The 20,634-nt window shown below is 71.5% G+C and carries 16 protein-coding genes; 4 read left to right on the top strand and 12 right to left on the bottom strand.

Annotated features, from left to right (window positions below; translation table 11 throughout):
• Nucleotides 1–194 precede the first annotated feature (194 nt).
• The 12 genes from ACZ6SQ_RS36705 to ACZ6SQ_RS36650 form a co-directional block, all read right to left on the bottom strand.
• Complete coding sequence (locus tag ACZ6SQ_RS36705; protein WP_469570075.1) at nt 195–1,475, bottom strand: cation:proton antiporter; 1,281 nt, start codon at nt 1,473–1,475, stop codon at nt 195–197.
• Nucleotides 1,476–1,630: 155 nt separating this feature from the next.
• The gene (locus ACZ6SQ_RS36700; protein WP_469570073.1) at nt 1,631–2,395 is read right to left on the bottom strand and encodes a helix-turn-helix transcriptional regulator; all 765 of its coding nucleotides are present in this window, start codon (nt 2,393–2,395) and stop codon (nt 1,631–1,633) included.
• Between the two features lie 65 nt (nt 2,396–2,460).
• Nucleotides 2,461–3,534 carry a polyprenyl synthetase family protein gene (locus ACZ6SQ_RS36695; RefSeq protein ID WP_469570070.1) on the bottom strand — a complete coding sequence of 358 codons (1,074 nt, stop codon included), beginning with the start codon at nt 3,532–3,534 and terminating at the stop codon, nt 2,461–2,463.
• Between the two features lie 229 nt (nt 3,535–3,763).
• Nucleotides 3,764–5,347: a class I adenylate-forming enzyme family protein gene (locus tag ACZ6SQ_RS36690; protein ID WP_469570068.1), complete on the bottom strand. Its 1,584-nt coding sequence runs from the start codon at nt 5,345–5,347 to the stop codon at nt 3,764–3,766.
• 307 nt (nt 5,348–5,654) lie between these two features.
• A complete protein-coding gene (locus ACZ6SQ_RS36685) occupies nt 5,655–6,803 on the bottom strand; it encodes a DegT/DnrJ/EryC1/StrS family aminotransferase (RefSeq protein ID WP_386387273.1) in 1,149 nt (382 codons plus the stop codon).
• A gap of 5 nt (nt 6,804–6,808) precedes the next feature.
• A complete protein-coding gene (locus ACZ6SQ_RS36680; RefSeq protein ID WP_386387276.1) occupies nt 6,809–7,366 on the bottom strand; it encodes a cupin domain-containing protein in 558 nt (185 codons plus the stop codon).
• A gap of 25 nt (nt 7,367–7,391) precedes the next feature.
• Nucleotides 7,392–8,459, bottom strand: coding sequence for a type III polyketide synthase (locus ACZ6SQ_RS36675; RefSeq protein WP_469570067.1), 1,068 nt, complete (start codon nt 8,457–8,459; stop codon nt 7,392–7,394).
• A gap of 425 nt (nt 8,460–8,884) precedes the next feature.
• Nucleotides 8,885–9,247: a DUF3099 domain-containing protein gene (locus ACZ6SQ_RS36670; RefSeq protein ID WP_469570065.1), complete on the bottom strand. Its 363-nt coding sequence runs from the start codon at nt 9,245–9,247 to the stop codon at nt 8,885–8,887.
• 407 nt (nt 9,248–9,654) lie between these two features.
• Nucleotides 9,655–11,391 (bottom strand): cytochrome bc1 complex cytochrome b subunit, encoded by a 1,737-nt coding sequence (gene qcrB, locus ACZ6SQ_RS36665; RefSeq protein WP_469570063.1) that lies wholly within the window; start codon nt 11,389–11,391, stop codon nt 9,655–9,657.
• Between the two features lie 331 nt (nt 11,392–11,722).
• Entirely contained in the window at nt 11,723–13,198 is a 1,476-nt protein-coding gene (locus ACZ6SQ_RS36660; RefSeq protein ID WP_469570061.1) for an NAD(P)/FAD-dependent oxidoreductase, read from the bottom strand.
• 206 nt (nt 13,199–13,404) lie between these two features.
• Nucleotides 13,405–14,838: a nitrosuccinate lyase gene (locus ACZ6SQ_RS36655; protein WP_469570059.1), complete on the bottom strand. Its 1,434-nt coding sequence runs from the start codon at nt 14,836–14,838 to the stop codon at nt 13,405–13,407.
• Nucleotides 14,835–16,835 carry an FAD/NAD(P)-binding protein gene (locus ACZ6SQ_RS36650; RefSeq protein ID WP_469570057.1) on the bottom strand — a complete coding sequence of 667 codons (2,001 nt, stop codon included), beginning with the start codon at nt 16,833–16,835 and terminating at the stop codon, nt 14,835–14,837. The genes ACZ6SQ_RS36655 and ACZ6SQ_RS36650 overlap by 4 nt, the downstream gene beginning before the upstream one ends.
• A 609-nt stretch (nt 16,836–17,444) precedes the next feature.
• On the opposite strand from ACZ6SQ_RS36650, the gene ACZ6SQ_RS36645 reads away from it, so the two are divergent.
• The 4 genes from ACZ6SQ_RS36645 to mvaD all read left to right on the top strand — a co-directional run bounded on the left by ACZ6SQ_RS36645 (nt 17,445) and on the right by mvaD (nt 20,634).
• Nucleotides 17,445–17,987: a hypothetical protein gene (locus ACZ6SQ_RS36645; protein WP_469570055.1), complete on the top strand. Its 543-nt coding sequence runs from the start codon at nt 17,445–17,447 to the stop codon at nt 17,985–17,987.
• Nucleotides 17,984–18,169 carry a MerR family transcriptional regulator gene (locus ACZ6SQ_RS36640; protein ID WP_386386848.1) on the top strand — a complete coding sequence of 62 codons (186 nt, stop codon included), beginning with the start codon at nt 17,984–17,986 and terminating at the stop codon, nt 18,167–18,169. Before ACZ6SQ_RS36645 ends, ACZ6SQ_RS36640 begins: the two co-directional genes overlap by 4 nt.
• Before the next feature lie 430 nt (nt 18,170–18,599).
• On the top strand, nt 18,600–19,592 hold the full coding sequence (gene mvk, locus ACZ6SQ_RS36635) for a mevalonate kinase (RefSeq protein WP_469570077.1): 993 nt from the start codon (nt 18,600–18,602) through the stop codon (nt 19,590–19,592).
• On the top strand, nt 19,582–20,634 hold the full coding sequence (gene mvaD / locus ACZ6SQ_RS36630) for a diphosphomevalonate decarboxylase (protein WP_469570052.1): 1,053 nt from the start codon (nt 19,582–19,584) through the stop codon (nt 20,632–20,634). The genes mvk and mvaD overlap by 11 nt, the downstream gene beginning before the upstream one ends.

Genomic DNA, 20,634 nt, shown 5'->3' with positions numbered 1-20,634 from the left:
AGCGTCGACAGATCGTTCCCGAACGACGCCGTCTCCGAGGTGAAACGGTCACCGGTGAGCTGCATACCGTCACCCGAATCCCCCGCGAACCGGATCACCACACGGTCCAGACGCCGCACGGTCCTCCCGTCGGACCGGGTGGGGTGAGAGCCGAGCATGAGGACTCCTCGGAAGAAGACTGCGGATCGGAGAGGTCAGGCAGCCGTGCGTACGGTCTCTGCCTCGCTGGTGGACCCGGGCACGTAGGGCGTCGCCTCGACGTCACCGGTCTTCGGGCGGCCGATGATCCAGTTGAGCAGCGGACCCGTCATCCCGGTCGTGATCACGGCCATGACGACCATGAGCGAGTAGAGGTCCTGGTCGAGGAAGCCGAGTTGCAGGCCGACGTTCAGGACGATCAGCTCGGTCAGGCCGCGGGTGTTCATCAGGGTGGCGAGCGCGGCGGACTGCCGGGTCGGCATCCGGTTCAGCCGGGCCGCGGCGAACGCGCCGATGAACTTGCCGCCCACGGCCACCAGCAGGATCAGCGCCAGGGCACCCAGGCCGCTCATGTCCAGCTTCGAGAGGTCGACCTGAAGGCCGGAGACCAGGAAGAACACCGGCAGCAGCAGGGTGCCGGTCATCTGTCCGAGCCGGTCGTGGACCTGGGTGCGAAGCCGCTCGGTGCCGGTGCGCGGCAGGACGGCGCCGAAGAGGAACGCGCCGAAGATGTAGTGGAGCCCCACCCATTCGGTGGCGGCGGCGGACAGCAGCAGGCCCGCGAGGACGCAGGCGAAGACGGTCGGGGTGAGCCGGAGCCGTTCGGCCCGGCGATCCGCGTAGCGGTGCAGCAGGGGGCGCAGCACGAAGAGCATGCCCAGCAGGTACGGGACGGCCAGGAGCATGCGCCATTGGTCGGCGCCGGCCGAGCCGCTGACGGCGACCACGGCCGCAAGCAGGATCCACGCCAGGACGTCGCCGATGGCGGCGCAGGCGATCGCCATGGCTCCCAGGGTGGTGTGCGTCATCTGCCGGTCGGTGAGGATGCGGGCGAGTACCGGGAACGCCGTGATGGCCATGGCGATGCCCATGAAGAGCATGAACGCCGTCTTGTCCTCGGTGCCGTAGTCGTCCGCCAGGTAGAACGCGAGGAGCATGCCGAGGCCGAAGGGCACCAGGATGGAGCTGAACGAGACGGTGGTGGCGAGGCTTCCGTTGCCGCGCAGCAGCGCGCCGTCCACCTCGAGGCCGACGATGAACATGAAGACCGCGATGCCCACCGCGGCGAGGGCGCTGAGCAGCGGCCTGGTGTCGACCGGGAACAGCGCGTCGGAGAGCGCCCCGTTGAAGAGGGTCGGGCCCAGCGTGATGCCGGCCAGGACCTCGCCTATCACCGCCGGCTGACCGAGCCGTTGGGCCAGCATGCCGAACAGGCGTGCCAGCAGCACGATGGCGGCCAGGCCGATGAGCAGGGACGTGGTCTGATGCGTGTTCATACGGTCTGTCTCCGTTAGCCGGTGTTCTCCGCGCGTCCGGTGCGGGTGGGGCGGGCGCGCGGGCAGGGGCAGGCGGCATGAGGTGGGGGGCGGGCGGCGGAGCGCGGCGGACGAGTGGGGCGGGCCGACCGGGCTCGGGGGCGGAACCGGGCTGGTCAGGCCGCCAGCGGCTGCGGGGTGAGGCCCGTCAGCGCGGTCAGGATCGGGGGCCGGGTCCAGTCCATGGGGGACAGCGTGATGTCGAGGGGGCGGCCGGTGCGGCTCTGCACCCGTACCGGGCCGAACGTGGCCATCAGCAGGGAGCGTTCGGGGCCGCCGGTGTCCGCGGGGTCGGCGCCCCCGGCCACGGCGTGGATGTACCAGGTGCCTTCGGGGACGCGGGCGAGGGTGAAGTCGCCCGGTGCGCGGGCCTTGCTCCAGGACGCGGGGACGCCTTGCAGAATGGCGCCGTCGAAGGCTCCGACGTAGACGGTCGAGACGTCGATGCCGGGGGCGTGCAGCACGCCGGTCACGGAGCCGGTGGAGCGGGCCGCCGGCGGCGGGGCGGCCGTGGCCGGAAGCGCTTCGGCGAGCGCGGGCTCACCGGGGCCGCCGCGGGCGGCGACGGACAGTCTGCGGTACTGGGTGGGCGAGAGCCCGACGGACTCGGTGAAGCGGCGGGTGAAACTGCCGGTGCTGCTGTATCCGACGCGCGCCGAGACGTCGGCGACGTTCAGCGGCGTGCTCAGCAGCAGGCGCTTGGCCTCCTGGAGCCGTACGGCGGTCAGGAAGCGTCCCGGGGTGACGCCGGTGACCCGGCTGAACACCCGCAGGAAGTGGTACTTGCTGAGCATCACGCTCTGTGCGAGGTCGTCGAGCGTGAGGGGCTCCCAGAAGCGCTCTCGGATGATGGTGACGGCGTGCCGTACTAAGTGCTCCATGGAAGGGCGCTCCTGGTCGCGGTGATTCGTCCAGTGCTGCCGCCGGAGGTGCCGGGAAGGCGGGCTCAGTTCTTCCGGTAGGTGACGCGCACGGCCATGTCCGCCAGTTCGGCCCGCCAGGCCGGGGCGATGGGGGCGTCGGCGATGGCCTTGCGGCCCCGCTCGACGAGGTCGGCGATGTGCCGTTCGACGTCCTCGGGGACGCCCGTGTCCAGCAGGCGGCGGCGCACCTCGTCGGGGGTGTGGCCGGGCTCCGTCATGAGGGTGCTGACGTGCTCGTCGCGCTGCATGGCCCAGCCCAGCAGCAGCGTCATCTTGTGCTGGCTGAAGTCGAGTCCGGCGGGCTTGCCGGTCTCGGCGGAGTCCCCGAAGGCGTCGAGCAGGTCGTCACGGAGCTGGAAGGCCTCGCCGATCGCTTCGCCGTACTCCGCGAAGGCGGCGGCGAGGTCGGGGCGGCCGGCCCCGTCGGCGCCCATGACCAGCGGCCGGTGGATGGTGTAGCGGCCGGACTTGATGAGGGCGATCAGCCGGGACAGGCGGGGGTCGACGGAGAACTCGGCGGCCGCGGTGACGTCCAGGCACTGGCCGACGTGCACTTCGGAGCGCAGCCGGTGCCATTCCGCGAGCAGGCCCGCGGGCGCCTGGGACATCAGCTCGTCGGAGTAGACGAGGGCCAGGTCGCCGATGAGGATGGCCATGCCCTCGCCGAAGCGGCGGGCCTCGCCGCGCCAGCCGCTGTTCTCGTGCTGTTCGGCGAACGCGGTGTGCATGGTCGGCTTGCCGCGTCGCTGGGTGGAGTTGTCCAGGACGTCGTCGTGGATGAGGGCGGAGACGTGCAGCATCTCCAGGCCCGCGGCGGCGTCCACGATCGCGGGGTCCCGCGGGTCGCCGCCGGCGGCGAGATAGCCGGTGATGCAGAAGGCGGGCCGGATGCGCTTGCCGCCCGAGGCGACCAGTTCGGACAGCGTGTCGAGGACGACGGCCGCCCGGTCGTCCACCTCGGCGAAGCGGTCGCGCTCGGCCGCGAGGAACGAGCGCAGCCTGTGCTCCACACGCTCCAGCAGGTCATCGGTGACACGGCGCACGGAGGCGGTCGTCTCCTGGCCGTCGGCGGGCCGGGAGGTCACGTCGGTGGTCACTGCGTATCTCCTTGAGCGGGGCCTATGAGCAGGTGGGTCGCGGCGTGGTGCACGGCGCTGGTCGGCTGGGACTCGGGAGGACAGCGCGGTCCGGTCGTCGGGTCGTCTGCCGTCATTGAAGAGGTGCGTGGTCGGGTACGCCTCGAGCGCTTGCCGAACGGCCCGCGAGGACGGCCTTCAGGGAGTGCCCGGCAGCTGCGGGGCACTCCCTGAAGGCGTCGTGCGCGGGTCAGGCCGACTTCTGGAGCTCCTCGAACCGCCGGGCGAGCGCGAGGCGCTGCACCTTGAGCGTGGCGGTGCGGGGCAGTTCGGCCTGCGGGATCTGGAAGGGCTCGGCGAGCTGCGGGAAGTCGGCGACCGCGGCGCGCCAGCGGCCCAGGTCCAGCGGCTGGTCGTCGACGGTGCAGATCACCGGGACCGGCTCGGAGTTGGGGCCCTGCACGACGACCAGTTCGCTCAGTTCGCTGAGCTTGCCGAGGACGACGTCCTCGACCTCCAGGGAGCTGCGCACCCCGGGGATCATGTCGACCTCGCGGTCGAGCATGTGCAGGCAGCCGAACCTGGTGCGGTAGCCGACGTCCCCGGTGCGCCACCACTCGCCGTCGCGGTTGGTGTCGTAGCGGTCCTGCTCGCCCAGGTAGGTCTTGGCGATGCCGTCCCAGGCGACGTCGATGTAGCCGGGGTTCGTCTCGGACGGGGTGTGGCCGTCCCGGCTGACCACACGGATGCGCGCGGCACCGTTGGGCATGGCCCAGCCGACGCAGCGGCCGTTGGCCTTGTGGGCGGAGTGGCGGAAGTAGGCGCGGCCGACGGCGGGGCCGACCTCGCTCTGCCCGTAGATCTGGAAGAACAGGGCGCCCCGGCGGTCGGACGCCTTGAGCAGCCTGCTCATGGTGCCGGGGTGGATGGCGTCGAAGGTGCTGCTGAAGACCTTCACCGACCCGAACGGGGCGCGCGGGTCGTCGGCCAGCTCCTCCCACTCCATGAAGGAGTTGGGCAGTGCCTCGATGAAGGCGGGCCGGTGCTTGATGAACTGCTCGGCGACCTCGGCGGGGCCCGTCTCGCGCATCAGCAGGACCGGGTACTCCTTCAGCAGCGCCAGGGACATCGCCGCGACCATCCGTGAGTGCACGAAGGGCACGTTGATGGCGACGGTCTCCTTCCTGCGCATCAGCGACAGCAGCCGCCACTGCGGGAGGAGCCGGATGCCCTGGGTGCGGGGTGTGTGCACCACGAGCTTGGGGATGCCGGTGGTGCCCGAGGTGTGGGTGATGACGGCGGCCTCGTCGATGGGCCGCACGACCGGCTTGACGCGGGGCGAACCGGCCAGCTCGGTGAGCGAGACGGAGCCCGGCCGGTGGTCGGCCGAGGTGATCACCCGCCGGGTGAGGCCGGCCAGCGGCACGTCGGCGAGGAGGTCGAGCTTGGTGCCGTCGGTGAGCAGGGACGGCTGGTCGAGCCGCTCCAGCAGGACGGCGACGGTGTCGGCGTCCAGGGCGGGCGACAGGTTCACCACGATGCCGCCGATGCGGGATACCGCGGCGGCGAGCATCCAGTGGTCGGCGTTGGCGGTCTTGAAGATCACCACACGCTCGTCGGTGCGTACACCGGCCGCCCACAGGCGGGCCGCCAGGTCGTCGACGTGCTCGGCGTACTGGGCCACCGTCAGCCGCCGTCCCACCTCGGGGAGGACGTCCAGGTCGTGGTCCAGGGTGATGGGCGTGGACGGGTTGACGGCCGCGGCCATCTCCGGCAGAAGGCCGATGTGAAGACCGCGCTTCTGTATCGATTTGTAGACCGTGGAACCCTTCATGGGGTCTGTCTCCTTTGGGCGCGCTGCGAGGTCAACGGCGCATGTGCGGGATCCGTGGCCGGGCCGAACTGAGGTGCCGCGGCTGTGTGCGGGGGGCGTCGGGAGCGTATGAACCGCGTCTCAAGTGCCGCTGGACTCCCGGCAAAGCCGACGGTCAGGGCCTTCACGCGGCTCTGCGGCTGCCCTGGGAGCAGAACGCAAGGAGCCGGCCGGCCCGCGGGAGAGTGTCCTGCGGGCCGGCCGGCTTCTCGGGTGCGGGTGCGGGTGCGCCCAGGCGGCGCGTCGGCCGCTCGTGGCGTGGGTGCGCCTAGGCGGCGCGCCGGGCGGACGTGGCGTGGGTGCGGACGGCGGCGCGGACGGCTTCCGCGACGCGCTCGACCTGGCTCATGGTCAGCTCGGCGTGCATGGGGATGCCGAGGTTGCGCTGGAACAGGTCCGCCGAGACCGGGCAGACCTGCCGGGCCTCGAAGGCGGGCTGGAGGTGGCTGGCCCAGGTGCCGTGCAGGCAGCCGATGCCCTGCTCGCGCAGTTCGGCGGCGACGCCCGCGCGGTTCACGCCCGGGGCCAGGGTGACCAGGTAGGACTGCCAGGCGTGGGTGCGGTCGGCCGGCACGTACGGCGTGGTCAGCAGCTCCTCGTCGGCGAAGAGCTCGGCGTAGCGGGCGGCGACGGCGCGGCGGCGGTCGAGCAGTTCCTCGATGCGGCCGAGCTGCACCTGGAGGATCGCGGCGGCGATGTCGGACAGCTTGAAGTTGTAGCCGATCTCCGTGAACTGCGGGATCGGCATGTCGATGACCTGCGCCTGGTCGTAGATGCTGCCGATGCCGAAGGAGGACCGCTGGCGTGCGTCCGCCCCGATGGCCGGGTCGGCGGCGATCAGGGCACCGCCCTCTCCCGCGGTCGCGCCCTTGCGGCCGTGGAAGGACAGACAGGCCACCTCGGCCAGCGAGCCGGCCTCGCGGCCCTTGTAGGTCGCTCCGACCGCGCAAGCGGCGTCCTCGATCACGAACAGGCCGTGGCGGTCGGCGATCTGCTGGAGCTCGGTGTAGTCCGCGGGCAGGCCGAGGGTGTCGACGGCGATGATGCCGACGGTGCGCGGGGTGACCAGCGCGGCGACGGCCTCGGGGTCGATGGTGCCGGTGTCGCGGCGTACGTCGGCGAAGACCGGGGTGCCGCCGACGTAGCGCACCGCGTGGGCGGGCGCGGGGAAGGTGTAGTCGGCGACGATGACCTCGTCGCCCGGCTTGACGCCGAAGGCGAGCATCGCCAGGTGGAGGGCGGCGCCGCAGTTGCTGACCGCGACCGCGTCACCGGCTCCGTAACGTTCCTTCAGCTGGGCCTCGAGGGCCTTGCCCTGGGGGCCCTGGCCGGCCGGCCAGCCCGAGGCGAACACCTCGGCGACGGCGGCGAGTTCCTTCTCGCCCAGGCTCGCGTAGACGAGGGGGATCTTGTCCATGGTGCTCACGCTCCACGCTCTGTTGCCGACTGGGAAGGAAGGGGGGCGGGCGGCTCGTAGCGCAGCGGGGTGAGCTGCTGGACGTCGTAACGCCGGCGCATCTCCTCCACGGCCGCCGCGTCGACCGCCTTGCCGCGCGACCAGATCTCCGCGATCTCCTCGAAGTAGTCCTCGTGGACGGGCGAGGGATAGCACTGGAAGAGCATCCGCGCCGGTTTGTCCGTGGCGTTGCGGAACGCGTGCGGGGTGCCGGGCGGGACGAACATCGCGCTGCCCTCGCCCGCGCGGATCACGCGGTCGCCCTTGGCGGACTGCCAGGTGTGCCAGTTGTCCTTCGTCCGCTCGACCGGCTCGAAGGCCAGCAGGTCCAGCTCTCCGTCCAGGACGTAGAAGAACTCCTCGGCCTCGCCGTGCACGTGCGCGCCGACGTCGAAGCCGGGCGGCACGACCACCTCGAAGATCGACACGGAGGAGCCCATCTCCTTGGTGGCCTTGAACGTCACCTCCTGCGCCGGGGTGATCAGCTTGCGCCCCGCGCCCGCCGGGACAATGAGGTCGGTCATTTCCTTCGCTTCCTTTGTCCCGGGTTCAGGCGATGGTGCGCGTCGAGTCGGACGCCCAGGTGCCGAGAGCCATCTCGGCGGTGATGCCGGGGCCGAAACCGGCGATGATGCCGGTGGCGCCGGCCTTGGGGGGCTCCTCCTCGAACAGCCGGCGGGCGGCCTCGAGGACGACGGCGCTGGCGATGTTCCCGAAGTCGGTCAGGGTCGACCAGCTGTGCCGGAACACGGTGCGGTCGACCTCCAGGAACTTCGCGAGGTCGTCGAGGATGCGCGGACCGCCGGCGTGGATGATGTAGAAGTCCAGGTTGCCGGCGTCCCAGCTGTGGTCCTTGGCCAGCTCGCGCAGCACCGGGGCGAGCGGCTCCATCGTGCCGGGGACGCGGCGGTCCAGCTGGAAGTGGAAGCCGGTGTCCTTGACGGCGTAGGAGATCCAGTCCTCGGTGTCCGGGATGAGGTAGGAGGCGTTGCGCTCCAGTTCGATGCCGACACCGCCGTTGCCGCGCACCACGGCGGCGGCGACCGCGTCGCCGAACAGGCCGTCGGACAGCAGCGAGCCGATGTCGTCGGCGCTCGGCTGGTAGCACAGCGAGCACAGCTCGCAGGAGACGATCAGGACGTTGCTGCCCGGGTGGGCCATGCAGAAGTCGTGGGCACGGTTGATCGCCGCACCGCCGGCCGCGCAGCCGAGCTGGGCGATGGGGATCTGGCGGGTGTCGGAGCGCAGGCCCATCTTGTTGATCAGCCAGGCGGTCAGCGACGGCATGAGGAAGCCGGTGCACGACACGTAGATGATCGCGTCGATGTCACGGGCCGCCACATCCGCGTTCTTCAGCGCCTCTTCGATGACGGCGGGCGTGCGCTTCTTGGACTCGACCTCGTAGATGCGGTTGCGCTCGGTCAGACCCGGGTGCTCGAGGGTCTTGTCGATGGGCTGCACGAGGTGCCGCTTCTGCACGCCCGTGTTCCGGATCAGGCGGAGTGCCAGAGGAAGCTGCGGCTTGCCAGCGTGGACCCTCTCGGCGAATTCCAGAGTCTCTTCCATCGTGATGATGTGTTCCGGCGCGTGCACCGCGGGCTTGCAGAGCCTAGGCATCCTGGATTCCACTTTCTGTAGAGTCTGCCTGCGTGAAGGGCCTTTCGCGCACTCCGGCGCCACCCGGCAGGGCGTCGGCCCGGCCGGGCGCAGCACCATGCACCCCGTGGGGCGGTCGGCGAACGACGGCCCCACGGGGTGCATGGTGGTGACGGGGGTACAGAGCGGCACGGCATGCCAGGGGCGATTGCCCGGGGCCGTGCAGGAGCCTGTACGCGGAAACCCTGCTACGAGGCGGCTTCGACGAGATCGCCCGAAGATGTGCGAGCGATGGGCGCCACCGCCTGGACACGGCGGTTTTTGGGCAGGGAAGGCGTGCTGAAATAGTGACACGCATGGCAGCGCCCCGCCAAGGTCACTCCAAAGTGACCTGGCTCACGCCGACTTGATCTGTACGACGGCCCTGGCGGGCCTCAAGTGGGCTTTTAGGCGGCGGAGTTGTGCTCCGGCGGCAGAATCAGGGTGGGCTCGAGGACGACACGGGGTGCCGCCTCCGGCTCGGTGTGGACCGGTGCCAGCGCGGGCCTCGTACCGCGCTGCTGACGCCAGCCGGCCTGGGCCGCCACCACGGCGAGGTAGGGGATCAGCGCCGCTCCCACCAGTGCGCCGACCGCGACGACGGGCCAGCGGCTCCACGTGGCAGCCATGACCACCACGCACGCGGTGCGCACCAGCATGGCCACCAGATAGCGGCGCTGGCGCCCGCGCAGATCCTGTGTCAGGCCGGTGCGTGCCTTGGTGATGGACTCGGCCCGGGGGGCTTCCCGGCGCCAGGGCGATGTGCTCATCGGGCCTCCGTGGACACTCCGGCGAGAGCGCCGGACAACCGAAAAGGGCGGCGGTTCGATCAGACGGCGTTCCTCGAGTCGTCGGCGTGCGGCGGTGCGCCGGTCCTGTGCGGAGGGACGTCGTCGACGGGCGGACGGATCGCGGCGGCGGGACGGTTCGGATCGCGCGGACGGTGCGCGGTTGCGGGGCCGCGGCGGCGACGGACAGTTCGGACCCGTGCGCGGCGGCCGGGGTCGAGGCGGGCGTTACGCGGCGGCGGGGATGCCGTGAGTGATGCGCGGCGGCGGGGGCGGGGACGTCGGGGGCTGGTGCGCGGCGTCGACCGGCCCGGTGAACGCGGCGGCGCGGGTGACCGTCCCCTGATCACCCGCGCCGCTCGCTCCTGGCTCGGCGTCGTACCGCCGGGTCAGTGCGTTTCCTGCTCCGACTCCCGTCCCTCGACCGAGGCCTGGGCCGGCACCTTGTGGCCGTCGGCCGAGCCGTGGCCGTTGAGCGAGCCGCCGTGACCGTTGGAGGCGTGCTCCATGTGCTCGATGGCCTCGCGCATCTCCTCGAGCGTCGGCTTCTCGATCTGGTTGCCGTACAGCCAGCGGCTGAGCTTGTACCGCAGGACCTGCTTGCGGGCCTTCGGGTTGGGCACGCCGTTGCTCTCCGCGGTGGGTGCGGGGAGCGGCTTGTAGGCCTCCCGGTCCAGCAGCATGAACTCCGTGCCGCGGTCGAGGCGCTCGTGCACCTCGACGAACTCGCCGTGCGGCAGCCTGCGGATCTTGCCGGTCTCGCGGCCGTGCAGCAGCTTGTCGCGGTCACGGAGCTGAAGGCCCAGGCAGATCCGCCGGGTGAGGACGTACGCCAGCGCGGGCACCACGAAGATGCCGATGCGGATCGCCCAGGTGATGGCGTTCAGCGAGAGGTGGAACCGTTCGGCGATGACGTCGTTGGCTCCACCGAAGAACAGCACCAGGTAGAGGGACACGAAGGACACGCCGAACGCGGTGCGCGTGGGATGGTCGCGCGGCCGGTCGAGCAGGTGGTGCTCCTCCCGGTCACCGGTGACCCAGGCCTCCAGGAACGGCCAGGCACCGAACACGACGATCATCACGGTCGGCAGGATGACGGCCGGGATGATGATGCCCATGTTGATCGTGTAGCCGCCCCAGACGACGAACTCCCACGGCGGCATGGCACGCAGCGCGCCCTCGAGGAAGCCCATGTACCAGTCGGGCTGGGAGCCCTGGGAGATCTGGTCGGCGCGATAGGGGCCGTACTTCCACACGGGGTTGATCTGGGCGATGCCCGCCAGCAGCGTCAGGATGCCGGTGACGAGGAAGAAGAAGCCGCCCGCCTTGGCCGTGTAGTGCGGGAACAGGGGCTGGCCGATGACGTTCTGCTCGGTGCGGGCCGGGCCCCGGAACTGGGTGTGCTTGTGGTAGAAGACCAGGATCAGGTGCACCGAGAGCAGGATGAACACCAGCGCCGGCAGCAGCAGGATGTGCACCGGGTAGAGACGGGGCACGATCTCTGTTCCGGGGAACTCGCCGCCGAACAGAAGCATGTGGGTGTAGGTGCCGACCACCGGGACCGCGAGCGTGATGCCCGAGGCGATGCGCAGGCCGGTGCCGGAGAGCAGGTCGTCGGGCAGCGAGTAGCCGAAGAAGCCCTCGAGGGTCACCAGGATCAGCATGATGAAGCCGATGACCCAGTTGGCCTCACGCGGCTTGCGGAACGAGCCGGTGAGGAAGTGCCGCAGCGTGTGCAGCATGAGCGCGCCGATCATGACCAGCGCGGACCAGTGGTGCAGCTGGCGGATCAGCAGACCGCCGCGCACCTCGAAGGTGATCCTCATCGTCGAGGCGAAGGCCTGCGACATGTGGGAGCCCTGGAGCGGCTCGTAGGGACCGCTGTAGACGGTCTCCGACATGCTCGGGTCGAAGAAGAAGGTGAGCCAGGTCCCGGTGAGCAACAGCATGATGAAGCTGTAGAGCGCGATCTCACCGAACATGAAGGACCAGTGCTCGGGGAACACTTTTCGGACCAGGAATCGGAAGTGGTAAACCCCGAGCCGTCCGTCCGCCCAGTCCGCGAGGCGCTCACCCTTGGGTGCCTCGGCGCGCGCACTCGGCGGCGCCGTTTCGGTCGTGCTCATACCCGGACGCCCTCCCCTCGCCGCTCGGCCGTCCCAGGCACACCTTCTCCGGCCGTTCGGCTGTCGGAGAGGAAGGCGGCCTGCCGCGGCGGAAGCGGGCCCGTGCCCTGGAGCTGCTGAAACGCTATCGACGCGTGACGCGGCCCGACAACCGCAATCGAGCCTAAGAGGGGGCTCGACTCGAGTGATTCTTGAGTGAGTTGCGAGTCTGCGGCGCGCATGTCGTCCTTTTTCGGGCTCAACTGGGCCGGGCTCGCGGGCTCGTTACGAGTCCGGCGTAACCACAGGCCACTCAAGTTGGCGCCCGTAGAGGCCAGTTGAAGTACTCCTGTCATAGGTGAAGGGTATTGCTGCGCTCCGTCCGGCCTGCGGCCGGGTACGGATTGCCCGGGGTGCTGCCGCGGGCGGGTGCATCCGGAGTGGTGGCGCGGCGGCGCGAGGGGCCCGGGCCATGGGTCGAACTGTGGGGTGTCGAGGCGTCCCGGTCGCGTCCGCCGCGCAGGGCTGCCGCGCGCAGAACGGCCGGGCGCAGTGCGGCGACGGGCGGGGCGGCGCCCTGGAGAAGTTCGACCAGCAGCGTCGCGGCATGGCGGTCGGTGGTGGCGGCGGCCGCGATCCGGGCCGCGTACCGGCGGCCGATCCGGGCGCGCAGACCGGCCAGCTGGTCCGTCGCGCCGCCCGCGGCGGTGAGGTTGTGGGTGCTCAGCTGCCAGGCCGGGGCGAGCCGGTGGGCGAGCGCGCGGCGCAGCCGGTAGCCGAGGCCGATGGCGGTGCCGTGGGAGGCCAGCATGTGGTCCAGGACGAGGGCGCAGTCCACTGCGGTGGTCATGCCCTGGCCGTGCACCGGGTCCAGAGCGGCGAGGGCGTCGCCGACGACGAGGAACTGGTCGGGCCAGCGGCGCAGTGCCTCGTAGTGGCGCCAGCGGTTCTCGGTGCGGCCGCAGGAGTAGACGGGACCGAGCGGGGTGGCGGATTCGATGACCTCGCGCAGCAGCGGGTGGCGCAGTGCGCCCGCGGCGCGCACCAGGGCCTGGTGGTCGGCGGGCGGGGGGCTGTCGTCGCTGGAGCAGAGGGTGACCGACCAGCGGCCTCGTTCGACGGGGTGCAGCACGCCCTGGCCTGGATGGTCTGGGGAGGCCGTGATCAGCAGGCTCTTCCAGTCGGCGAAGTGTCCGACGGGCGGGGTGAGCAGGGCGGTGGCGTACGTGGTCCGGGAGGTGGCCACGGTCTCTCTGGGGGGCTGGTAGCCCAGTTCGGTGAGCCACTCGGGGGCGTGCGAGCCTCGTCCGGTGGCGTCGACCACGAAGTCGGCCGAGATCAGGCGGCGGGCGGTCCAGCCGTCGGGGGCCTTGCGGTCCCGTTCGCGTATCCATACGCCGGTGACGGTGTCCTGGGGGCCCGGCTCGAGGGCGGCGACTTCGTGCCCGGGTAAGAAGGCCACCGCGGGGTCGGCGCGCAGCCGGTCGCGTATGACCGCGTCGATGAGGTCGCGGCTCGCGCTGAGCACCGACAGGTCCGCGTCGAAGCGGGGCAGCCAGCCGGCCGGGCCGAGCAGCAGGGTGTCCAGGGGCATGCGGATGCGGTCCGCCCCGGCATCGGTGAGGTCCTTGCCGATGCCGGGAAAGAGCTGTTCCAGGCCGTGCTGGGCGGCGGTGGAGAGGGTGTGGGTGTGCCGGGCCTGGGGCACGCCGCGGCGGCGTCCGGGGCCTCGCGGCACCCAGTCGCGTTCGATCACGGTGACCCGGTCCATGAAATTGGCCAGAGCGCGTGCCGCGGTGAGTCCGGCGATACCCGAACCGATGACCACGGCATGGCCGTGCCCTCCGCCCCCGTCGCGAACCCGTCCGTCAAGACTCAACTCGCCTGCCCTCCCCGTGCGTTGTGATTGCATCATGCGGGGAACCGCTTCTATTAGGGCGGTATTTGCGCCGCCGGGGGAAGAGGTTCGAGCCACTCTCCAGGCGGGTTGTAGGAGGGCTTGAGCGAGGGCGTGCGGGCAGGCGTGCGAGTGAGCTACGGCGTCGGTGTCCGGGTCGCGGCCTCCCCCGGTTTCAGGGCGCGGTCGACCAGGGGGCCGGCGAGGCCGGTGTAGGCGGACGGGTCGAGCAGGGCGGCTGCTTCGGTGCGGGTGAGGATGCCGGCGAGCTGGGGGAGTTCGGCGAGGGCGTCGGCCAGGGGGCGGCCGGTCGTGGCGGCGACCAGGGAGGCCTGGGTGACCAGTTCCTTGGCGGCCGTCTTGCCGATGCGCGGGGCGAGGACGGCCGAGACCCGTTCGGAGACGAGCTGTCCCCCGGTCGCCTCCAGGTTCGCGCGCATGCGCTGCGGGTGGACGCGCAGGCCGCGGGCGAGTTCGACGGCCGTGTGCGCGGCGCCGCCGGTGAGCCGCAGCACCTCGCGCAGCGGCTGCCACTCGGCGTGCCACACGCCGGCCGAGCGCTCGTCCTCGGCCGGCAGGCACTGCATCAGCACAGTGGCCAGGGCGGGCACCTGGAGGGCGGCGGAGCGGATCAGGGTGGCGAGCACCGGGTTGCGCTTGTGCGGCATCGCCGAGGAGGCGCCCCGTCCGGCGACGGAGGGTTCGGTGACCTCGCCGATCTCGGTGCGGGTCAGGACCAGCACGTCCGCGGCGATCTTGCCGAGTGCCCCGGCGGTGTGGGCGAGCGTGCCCGCCAGGTCGGCGACCGGGGTGCGCAGGGCGTGCCAGGGCAGAACGGGTTCCGCGAGGCCCGTCTCGGCGGCGAAGGCGGCGCCGAGTCCGTCGAGCACGGTGGCGGGGTCGGCGTCCTCACCGGCGTACTGGAGGTAGCCGGCGAGGGTGCCGGCGGCTCCGCCGAGTGCCACCGGCAGCCCGTCGCGGACCCGTTCGAGGCGCTCGGCCGCGTCCAGGACGAGCTGCCGCCAGCCGGCCGCCTTGAGCCCGAAGGTGGTGGGTACGGCGTGCAGGGCGAGGGTGCGGCCCGCCATCACGGTGTCGCGGTGCTCGGCCGCGAGGCCGCCGAACGCGTCGGCGGTGGTGCGCAGGTCGGCCGTGATCAGGTCCAGGGCGCGCCGGGCGACCAGCATCGCGCCGGTGTCGAACACGTCCTGGCTGGTGGAGCCGCGGTGGACGTACTCGGCGGCCTGCGGTGAGCGGGCCGCGACCACCGCGGTCAGGGCCTTGACGAGGCCCACGACCGGGTTGGCGGTCTCCCGTGCGGCGAGGGCGAGTTCGCGTACGTCGAGCAGGTCCGCGCGGGCGGCGGCCGTGATGGCCTCGGCCGCTTGCGCGGGTACCGTGCCGCAGCGGGCCTGGGCGCGTGCCAGGCCCGCCTCCGCGTCGAGCATCGCCTGCAGCCACGCGCTGTCGCCGACGGCCGCCTCGACGGGGGTGCCCGCCCGGACCGGGGAGAGCAGCCCCGCGTCCAGGTGGGCGGGCAGGGCCGAGGGGGCCGGCGCTTCGTGTGTCATGCGTCCGTCCTCGCGCTCGTGATCGCCGCGGCCAGCTGCTGCGGTACGGCGACCCGCTCGGGGCCCGCCTCGGCGACGGCCAGGACGGCTGCCGCGATGGCGTCGGAGTCCTCCAGCGTGACCGAGCCGACGCCCGGCCGGATGCCGGCGGCGGTCACCCAGTGCACGGACTCGGTGGGCACGCCGTAGGCGAAGCGCCGCGGGTGCGGCATGTCCTGGGCGTCGATCAGGTGGTAGGGCCGCTCCGTCACGGCGAGGCCGCCGGTCTCGTGGCCCGCGCCGCCGGTGTCGGTCCGCCTGGCGGGGATGCGGTAGGGGCGGCACTGCCCGGTGCGCAGCATCCGTCTCATCAGCGGGTCGGCGGTGCGCCGCAGGTCGATCTCGGGCAGCCGGGCCTCGACGAGGGCGGTGGCCCGTACGCGTACGCCCGCTATCGCGCTGGAGGTGCCGGTGAAGCAGGGGCCCTGCGGGTCGTGCGGGTCGGGCGTGATGTCCAGGCCGGGGCCGGTCACCTCGAGGACGCCCGCGTCGATGAGCGCGGTCATCTCCTCGATGCGGGAGGCGGGCGGGCCGATGGACAGATAGGCGTTGAGGGGGGTGTACCAGCGGTCGAGGTGGTCGCGGTGGGAGTCGGCGGTCAGTCCGGCGTGGTCGACGGCGAGCCGCAGTTCGTTGCGCAGGTCGCGCAGGACGTCGAGGGCGGCCTTGACCGGCCCGCTGACGTTGCCCTGGCGGGCCAGGCGGACGTCGTCGGCCAGGTGGCCGCGCAGCCAGTCGCGGAACGCGGCGAGGTCCTCGAAGACGCGGTCGCCGTAGGGGCGGGCGACGCGCTCCCAGTCCCAGCGGTCGGCCGGGGCGATGCCGGCCTCGTCGAGGAGGGCGTCCTCGGCAGGGCCCGGTTCGGCGTGCAGATACCGCTCGGTGAACTCCTCGCAGGCCGGCGCGCTGTCGCCGCGCGAGGCGAGCAGGGCGCCGTAGTAGACCCCGCACACCTCCTTGGAGATCAGCGGCCACAGGTCGGCGGCGAAGTCGATGGCCTCGCTGCGGGCGTCGCGGGCGCGCAGGGCGGCGATGTAGCCGGTGGTGAGCAGCCGCGGGTAGTAGCGGCCGTGGGCGCCCTTCTCGTTCTCGCCGCGTGCCTGGTAGGGCACTCCGCGCCGGGAGCCCGCGTACATGCGCGGTTCGCGGCCGGAGGGCCGGTAGACCAGGCGGCCGTCGACGCGGGTGTAGACGCCGCCGCGGCCCTGGGTGAACAGGGCCATGTAGTCGAAGAAGTTGAGCCCGAGCCCGCGCAGCAGCACGCTCTCGCCGGGCCGGACGGAGCTGAGGTCGGCGTCCGCCGGGTTGGCAGGCGGCTGGTAGGTGAGCCCGTGCCGGTCGGCGTAGGCGGCCAGGTCCCGCTCGGTGTCGGACAGCTCGGCGGGGACATGCCCCTGGGCGAGGACGACGGCGGACAGGCCGGTGAGCCGGGTGCCGTCCTCCAGGGTGACGGTCTGCGGTCCCGTGTGCCCGGCGCCCGCGTCCTCGAGGGCGACGGCCCGCACCGGGTGGGTGCGTACGGTCACATGCGCGGCGGCGTTCGCGACGACCTGCTGGAACGCCCAGGTCAGATAGCAGCCGTAGAGCGCGCGGGTGGGGTAGGTGTCGGGTCCGAGCCGGCGTGCCTCGGCGAGGATCTCCTCGTCGTGGTCGACGTCCGGGCCGACGGTCTCCAGCGACCTCGACTCCAGGGCCTTGGCCCACTGGTGCAGGCTGGGGCCCTCTTCCAGCGGACCGTCGATGCGGACGCTGGCGTCGGTGTAGACCGTCACCTGGGAGGCGACGGTGTTCATCAGCAGGTGCCGGGACTGCGTGGGGCGCCACACCCGTCCCGAGCCCGGCGGATCGGGGTCGACGACATGCACGGTGACCGCCTGCCAGCGGGGTGACTTCCGCTCCTGCGCACACAGCCGTTCCAGTACGGAAAGGCCGCGGGGACCGGCTCCGACGATGCACACCTGAAGATGTGCGCCGTCGGTGTCACCAGTCGGCAGGGGGGATTCCCGGGCGTCCGGTTGTCCGGGTGATGACGGGTCACTCGGGGAAAAATGTGTGGCCGCCCTAACGAGCGGCCCTGCGGTGAGTTCGACGCGTTTTGTGCGTTCGCCACCGTGCGTACCGTCCACAGTGCCTCCTTCCTCCGCCACCGTCGGGGCATCACCTCAACCAAGACTCGTTTCCGGGTGGAAGCCGACTTGAGAGGCCTGGACGAGCGGGTGGGAAGGCGGCGGCCGCTGCGCGGCCGAGCCCCGAACGATGCTGTATCGGGGCTCGAGTGACTGGTCGGTATGTTCTGGACTGGTCTTCTCGCGGGTCTCGTGCAGCCTTACCGACCAGGGCACTGGTGAGGAATGTGGAGTTCCCGTAAACGCAATCGATCAAGAGCAGAAACGGCAGTGAGCAACTGCCGCAGTCGACACGGGAATTCCATGCGAATTACAGCGGGTTGCGAGGGCGAGCCGCCTCATGAAGGAGCTTGGATGAAGGTTCACCCATGCCCTAGAAGCCACACCCAGGAAAACTGTGCCGCCGACGGGTCCCACCTCTGCGCTTCCTGTGTCAAGGAAGTGGAACGCAACCTGCGCGCGCTGCCCGTCCTCCACCAGGAGTGCCTGCACCGCGCGACGTCGTCGCCCAGGCGGACCAACCCGACCAGGGTGTCGGGCAGCCGCACACGGGATCACCTGGATGTGTCGGCGCTCGACGCCCGGCTGAACATCCTCACCGTTCTGGAATCGTGGGCGGGCATGGTCGCGGAAAAGCTGGAAACGGCCGCTCCGCCGCGTTCCGTTCCCCATCTGGCACATTTTCTGACCCGGCATCTTCCCTGGCTCGCCGCCCAGCCGCCGGCCACCGACTTCGTCAACGAGATCCACGGTCTCGTCGGTGAACTGCGCCAGGTGATCGACCCCGAACCGGCCGAACGGCACACGCTTCTCAGGAAGTGCGTCGTCGACAACTGCAACGGAACCATCAGCGCCGCGCCGAAAAGCGGAACGGCCGCGGGAGCGGGAAGCCTCAAGTGCTCCTCCGGCCATTCCTGGGAAATGCGCGAGTGGCTCGTGCTCAGGGAACTGATGAAACAGCAGCGAGAGGGTGTCCACGCATGATCAGGCCTCCGCGCCACCAGCTCGTCGACACGAAGGTGGCCGCACTCGCCGTCGGCGTCTCCGAGGCGACCATCCGCAAGTGGGTCAGCCGGGGGAAGATCACCCGCTACGGCGCCCCGCACTGCCGCTCGGCGTTCGACATCGAGGAGCTCACCGCGATCGCGATGCGCCGTCAGCACTGAGCCGCCGCAAGGCCGTACGCACACATCACACATCTCCATATCTCGACGCACCAGGGCCGGACCGCCACAGACGAGGCGGCGCCGGCCCTGGTGCGTCGAGCGGTGTTCCCGCAGCTCATACCGTTGGAGTGACCCAGGTCACGTTCACCGGGGTTGGCGCGGAGTCGTCCCCGTGTCACTATCGAGCGACGTCTACCCTGCCCGAAAACGGCTACAGGGCAGCGGATCGCGTGTCGTACCCGCCGGTCCAGCACGACGGACCCGGTCCAAGTGCGTACGACACCAGCCTCCTTCCAAGCAAGCACCCGCGCAGCAGCGCGGGTGCTTTTTCGTCGTGCCCGCGCGCTGCCGGCATGCCGAGCGATCCCAATGACCAGGCGAACTCGATGAAGACAAAGGGGAGCTGAGTGCGTTGACTCTACCGACCTCAGTGGAGGGGGTATCCGGAAGCCGCCGCTGGGCACGATCGGTCGGCATCGGTCGCGCCCACGCGAAGGCCATCCTGCTGGGAGAGCACGCGGTGGTCTACGGAGCCCCGGCACTCGCTCTGCCGATCCCCCAGCTCACCGTCACGGCGACGGCCGGCTGGTCCTCCCACGCCTCCGACGGCGAGGACGACCTGTCCTACACGATGACCGGCTCCCCCTCGCGGGCACTGGTGACGCAGGCCTCCGACAGCCTGCGCCGCCTGGTCGACGCGTTCAAGGAGAGCCTGGGCGTGCCCGGCGGGCCGCACCTCGACGTGATCCTCGACGGCGGTGTGCCGCCCGGGCGGGGCCTCGGCTCCAGCGCGGCGACCTCACGTGCGATCGTCCTCGCCCTCGCCGACCTGTTCGGCCGCGAGCTGACCGAGAACCGGGCGTTCGAACTGGTCCAGACGGCCGAGAACATGGCGCACGGACGGGCCAGCGGCGTCGACGCCCGGGCCGTCGGATCGCCCGGCCCGCTGAGGTTCCAGGCGGGCGAGGTCCGGCAGCTGACCATCGGCTGCGACGGGCTGTTCCTCGTCGCCGACTCCGGCACCTCGGGCAGCACCAAAGAGGCCGTGGAGATGCTGCGCGACAGCTTCCACGCACGGTCCGGGGCGCAGGACGCGTTCGTGGGCCGGGCGACGGAGCTGACCGAGGCGGCCGAGCAGGCACTCGCCGACGGCAGGACCGAGGAGCTCGGCGCCCGTCTCGTCGACTACCACGAGCTGATGCGCGCGGCCGGGCTGAGCACCGACCGCATCGACGCCATGGTCGGGGCCGCGCTCGACGCGGGCAGCCTCGGCGCCAAGATCACCGGCGGCGGTCTCGGCGGCTGCGTGATCGCACTGACCCAGCCGGAGCAGGCCCGGGAGGTCACCCGGCGACTGCACGAGGCCGGCGCCGCACAGACCTGGGCCGTACCGCTGAAGGGGCTCGACAAGCATGCTGTATGAACACCCGGCGACTGTGGTCCGGCCGCGGGAGCAGGACACCGCAGGCGGGGCCACCGCGGTCGCGCATCCGAACATCGCGCTGATCAAGTACTGGGGCAAGCGGGACGAGCGGCTGTTCCTGCCGCGCACCCCCAGCCTGTCCCTGACCCTCGACATCTTCCCCACGAACACCCGCGTCGAGCTCGCCCCCGGGGCCGGGCAGGACGAGGTGACGTTCAACGGGGTGCCCGCCACCGGTGAGGCGCTGCGGCGCATCTCGGCCTTCCTGGACCTGGTCCGCGAGCGCGCGGGCAGCGGCGAGCGGGCCGTCGTGGACACCCGCAACACCGTGCCCACCGGCGCCGGACTCGCCTCCTCCGCCAGCGGGTTCGCCGCCCTGGCCGTCGCCGCCGCCTCGGCCTACGGGCTGGGCTACGACGCCACCGCGCTGTCCCGGCTGGCCCGGCGCGGCTCCGGCTCGGCGTCCCGGTCACTGTTCGGCGGCTTCGCCCAGTGGAACGCGGGCGTGGACACCGGCTCCGACGAGGAGGCCGACCTCAGCTCCTACGCCGAGCCCGTGCCCGTGGCGGATCTCGACCCGGCGCTGGTCATCGCCGTGGTCAACGCGGGCCCCAAGGACGTCTCCAGCCGTACCGCGATGCGCCGGACCGTCGACACCTCGCCGCTGTACGAGCCGTGGGCCGCCTCCAGCCTGGACGACCTGACGGTGATGCGGTCGGCGCTGCTGCGCGGCGACCTGGCCTCGGTCGGCGAGATCGCGGAGCGCAACGCGCTCGGCATGCACGCCACGATGCTCGCGGCACGCCCCGCGGTGCGCTACCTCGCCCCGGCCTCGCTGACCGTGCTCGACGCCGTCCTCCAGCTGCGCAAGGACGGCGTTCTCGCCTACGCGACCATGGACGCCGGCCCCAACGTGAAGGTGCTCTGCCGCCGCGCGGACGCCGAGCAGGTGGCCGAAGCGGTGCGCGCGGCCGCCCAGGGCGGCGCGGTGCACATCGCCGGTCCGGGCCCGGGCGCCCGCCTGCTGGACGAGGCCGGATGA

The organism is Streptomyces sp. NPDC048600 (assembly GCF_055587025.1).
This window is presented reverse-complemented; position numbering and strand designations above follow the sequence as displayed.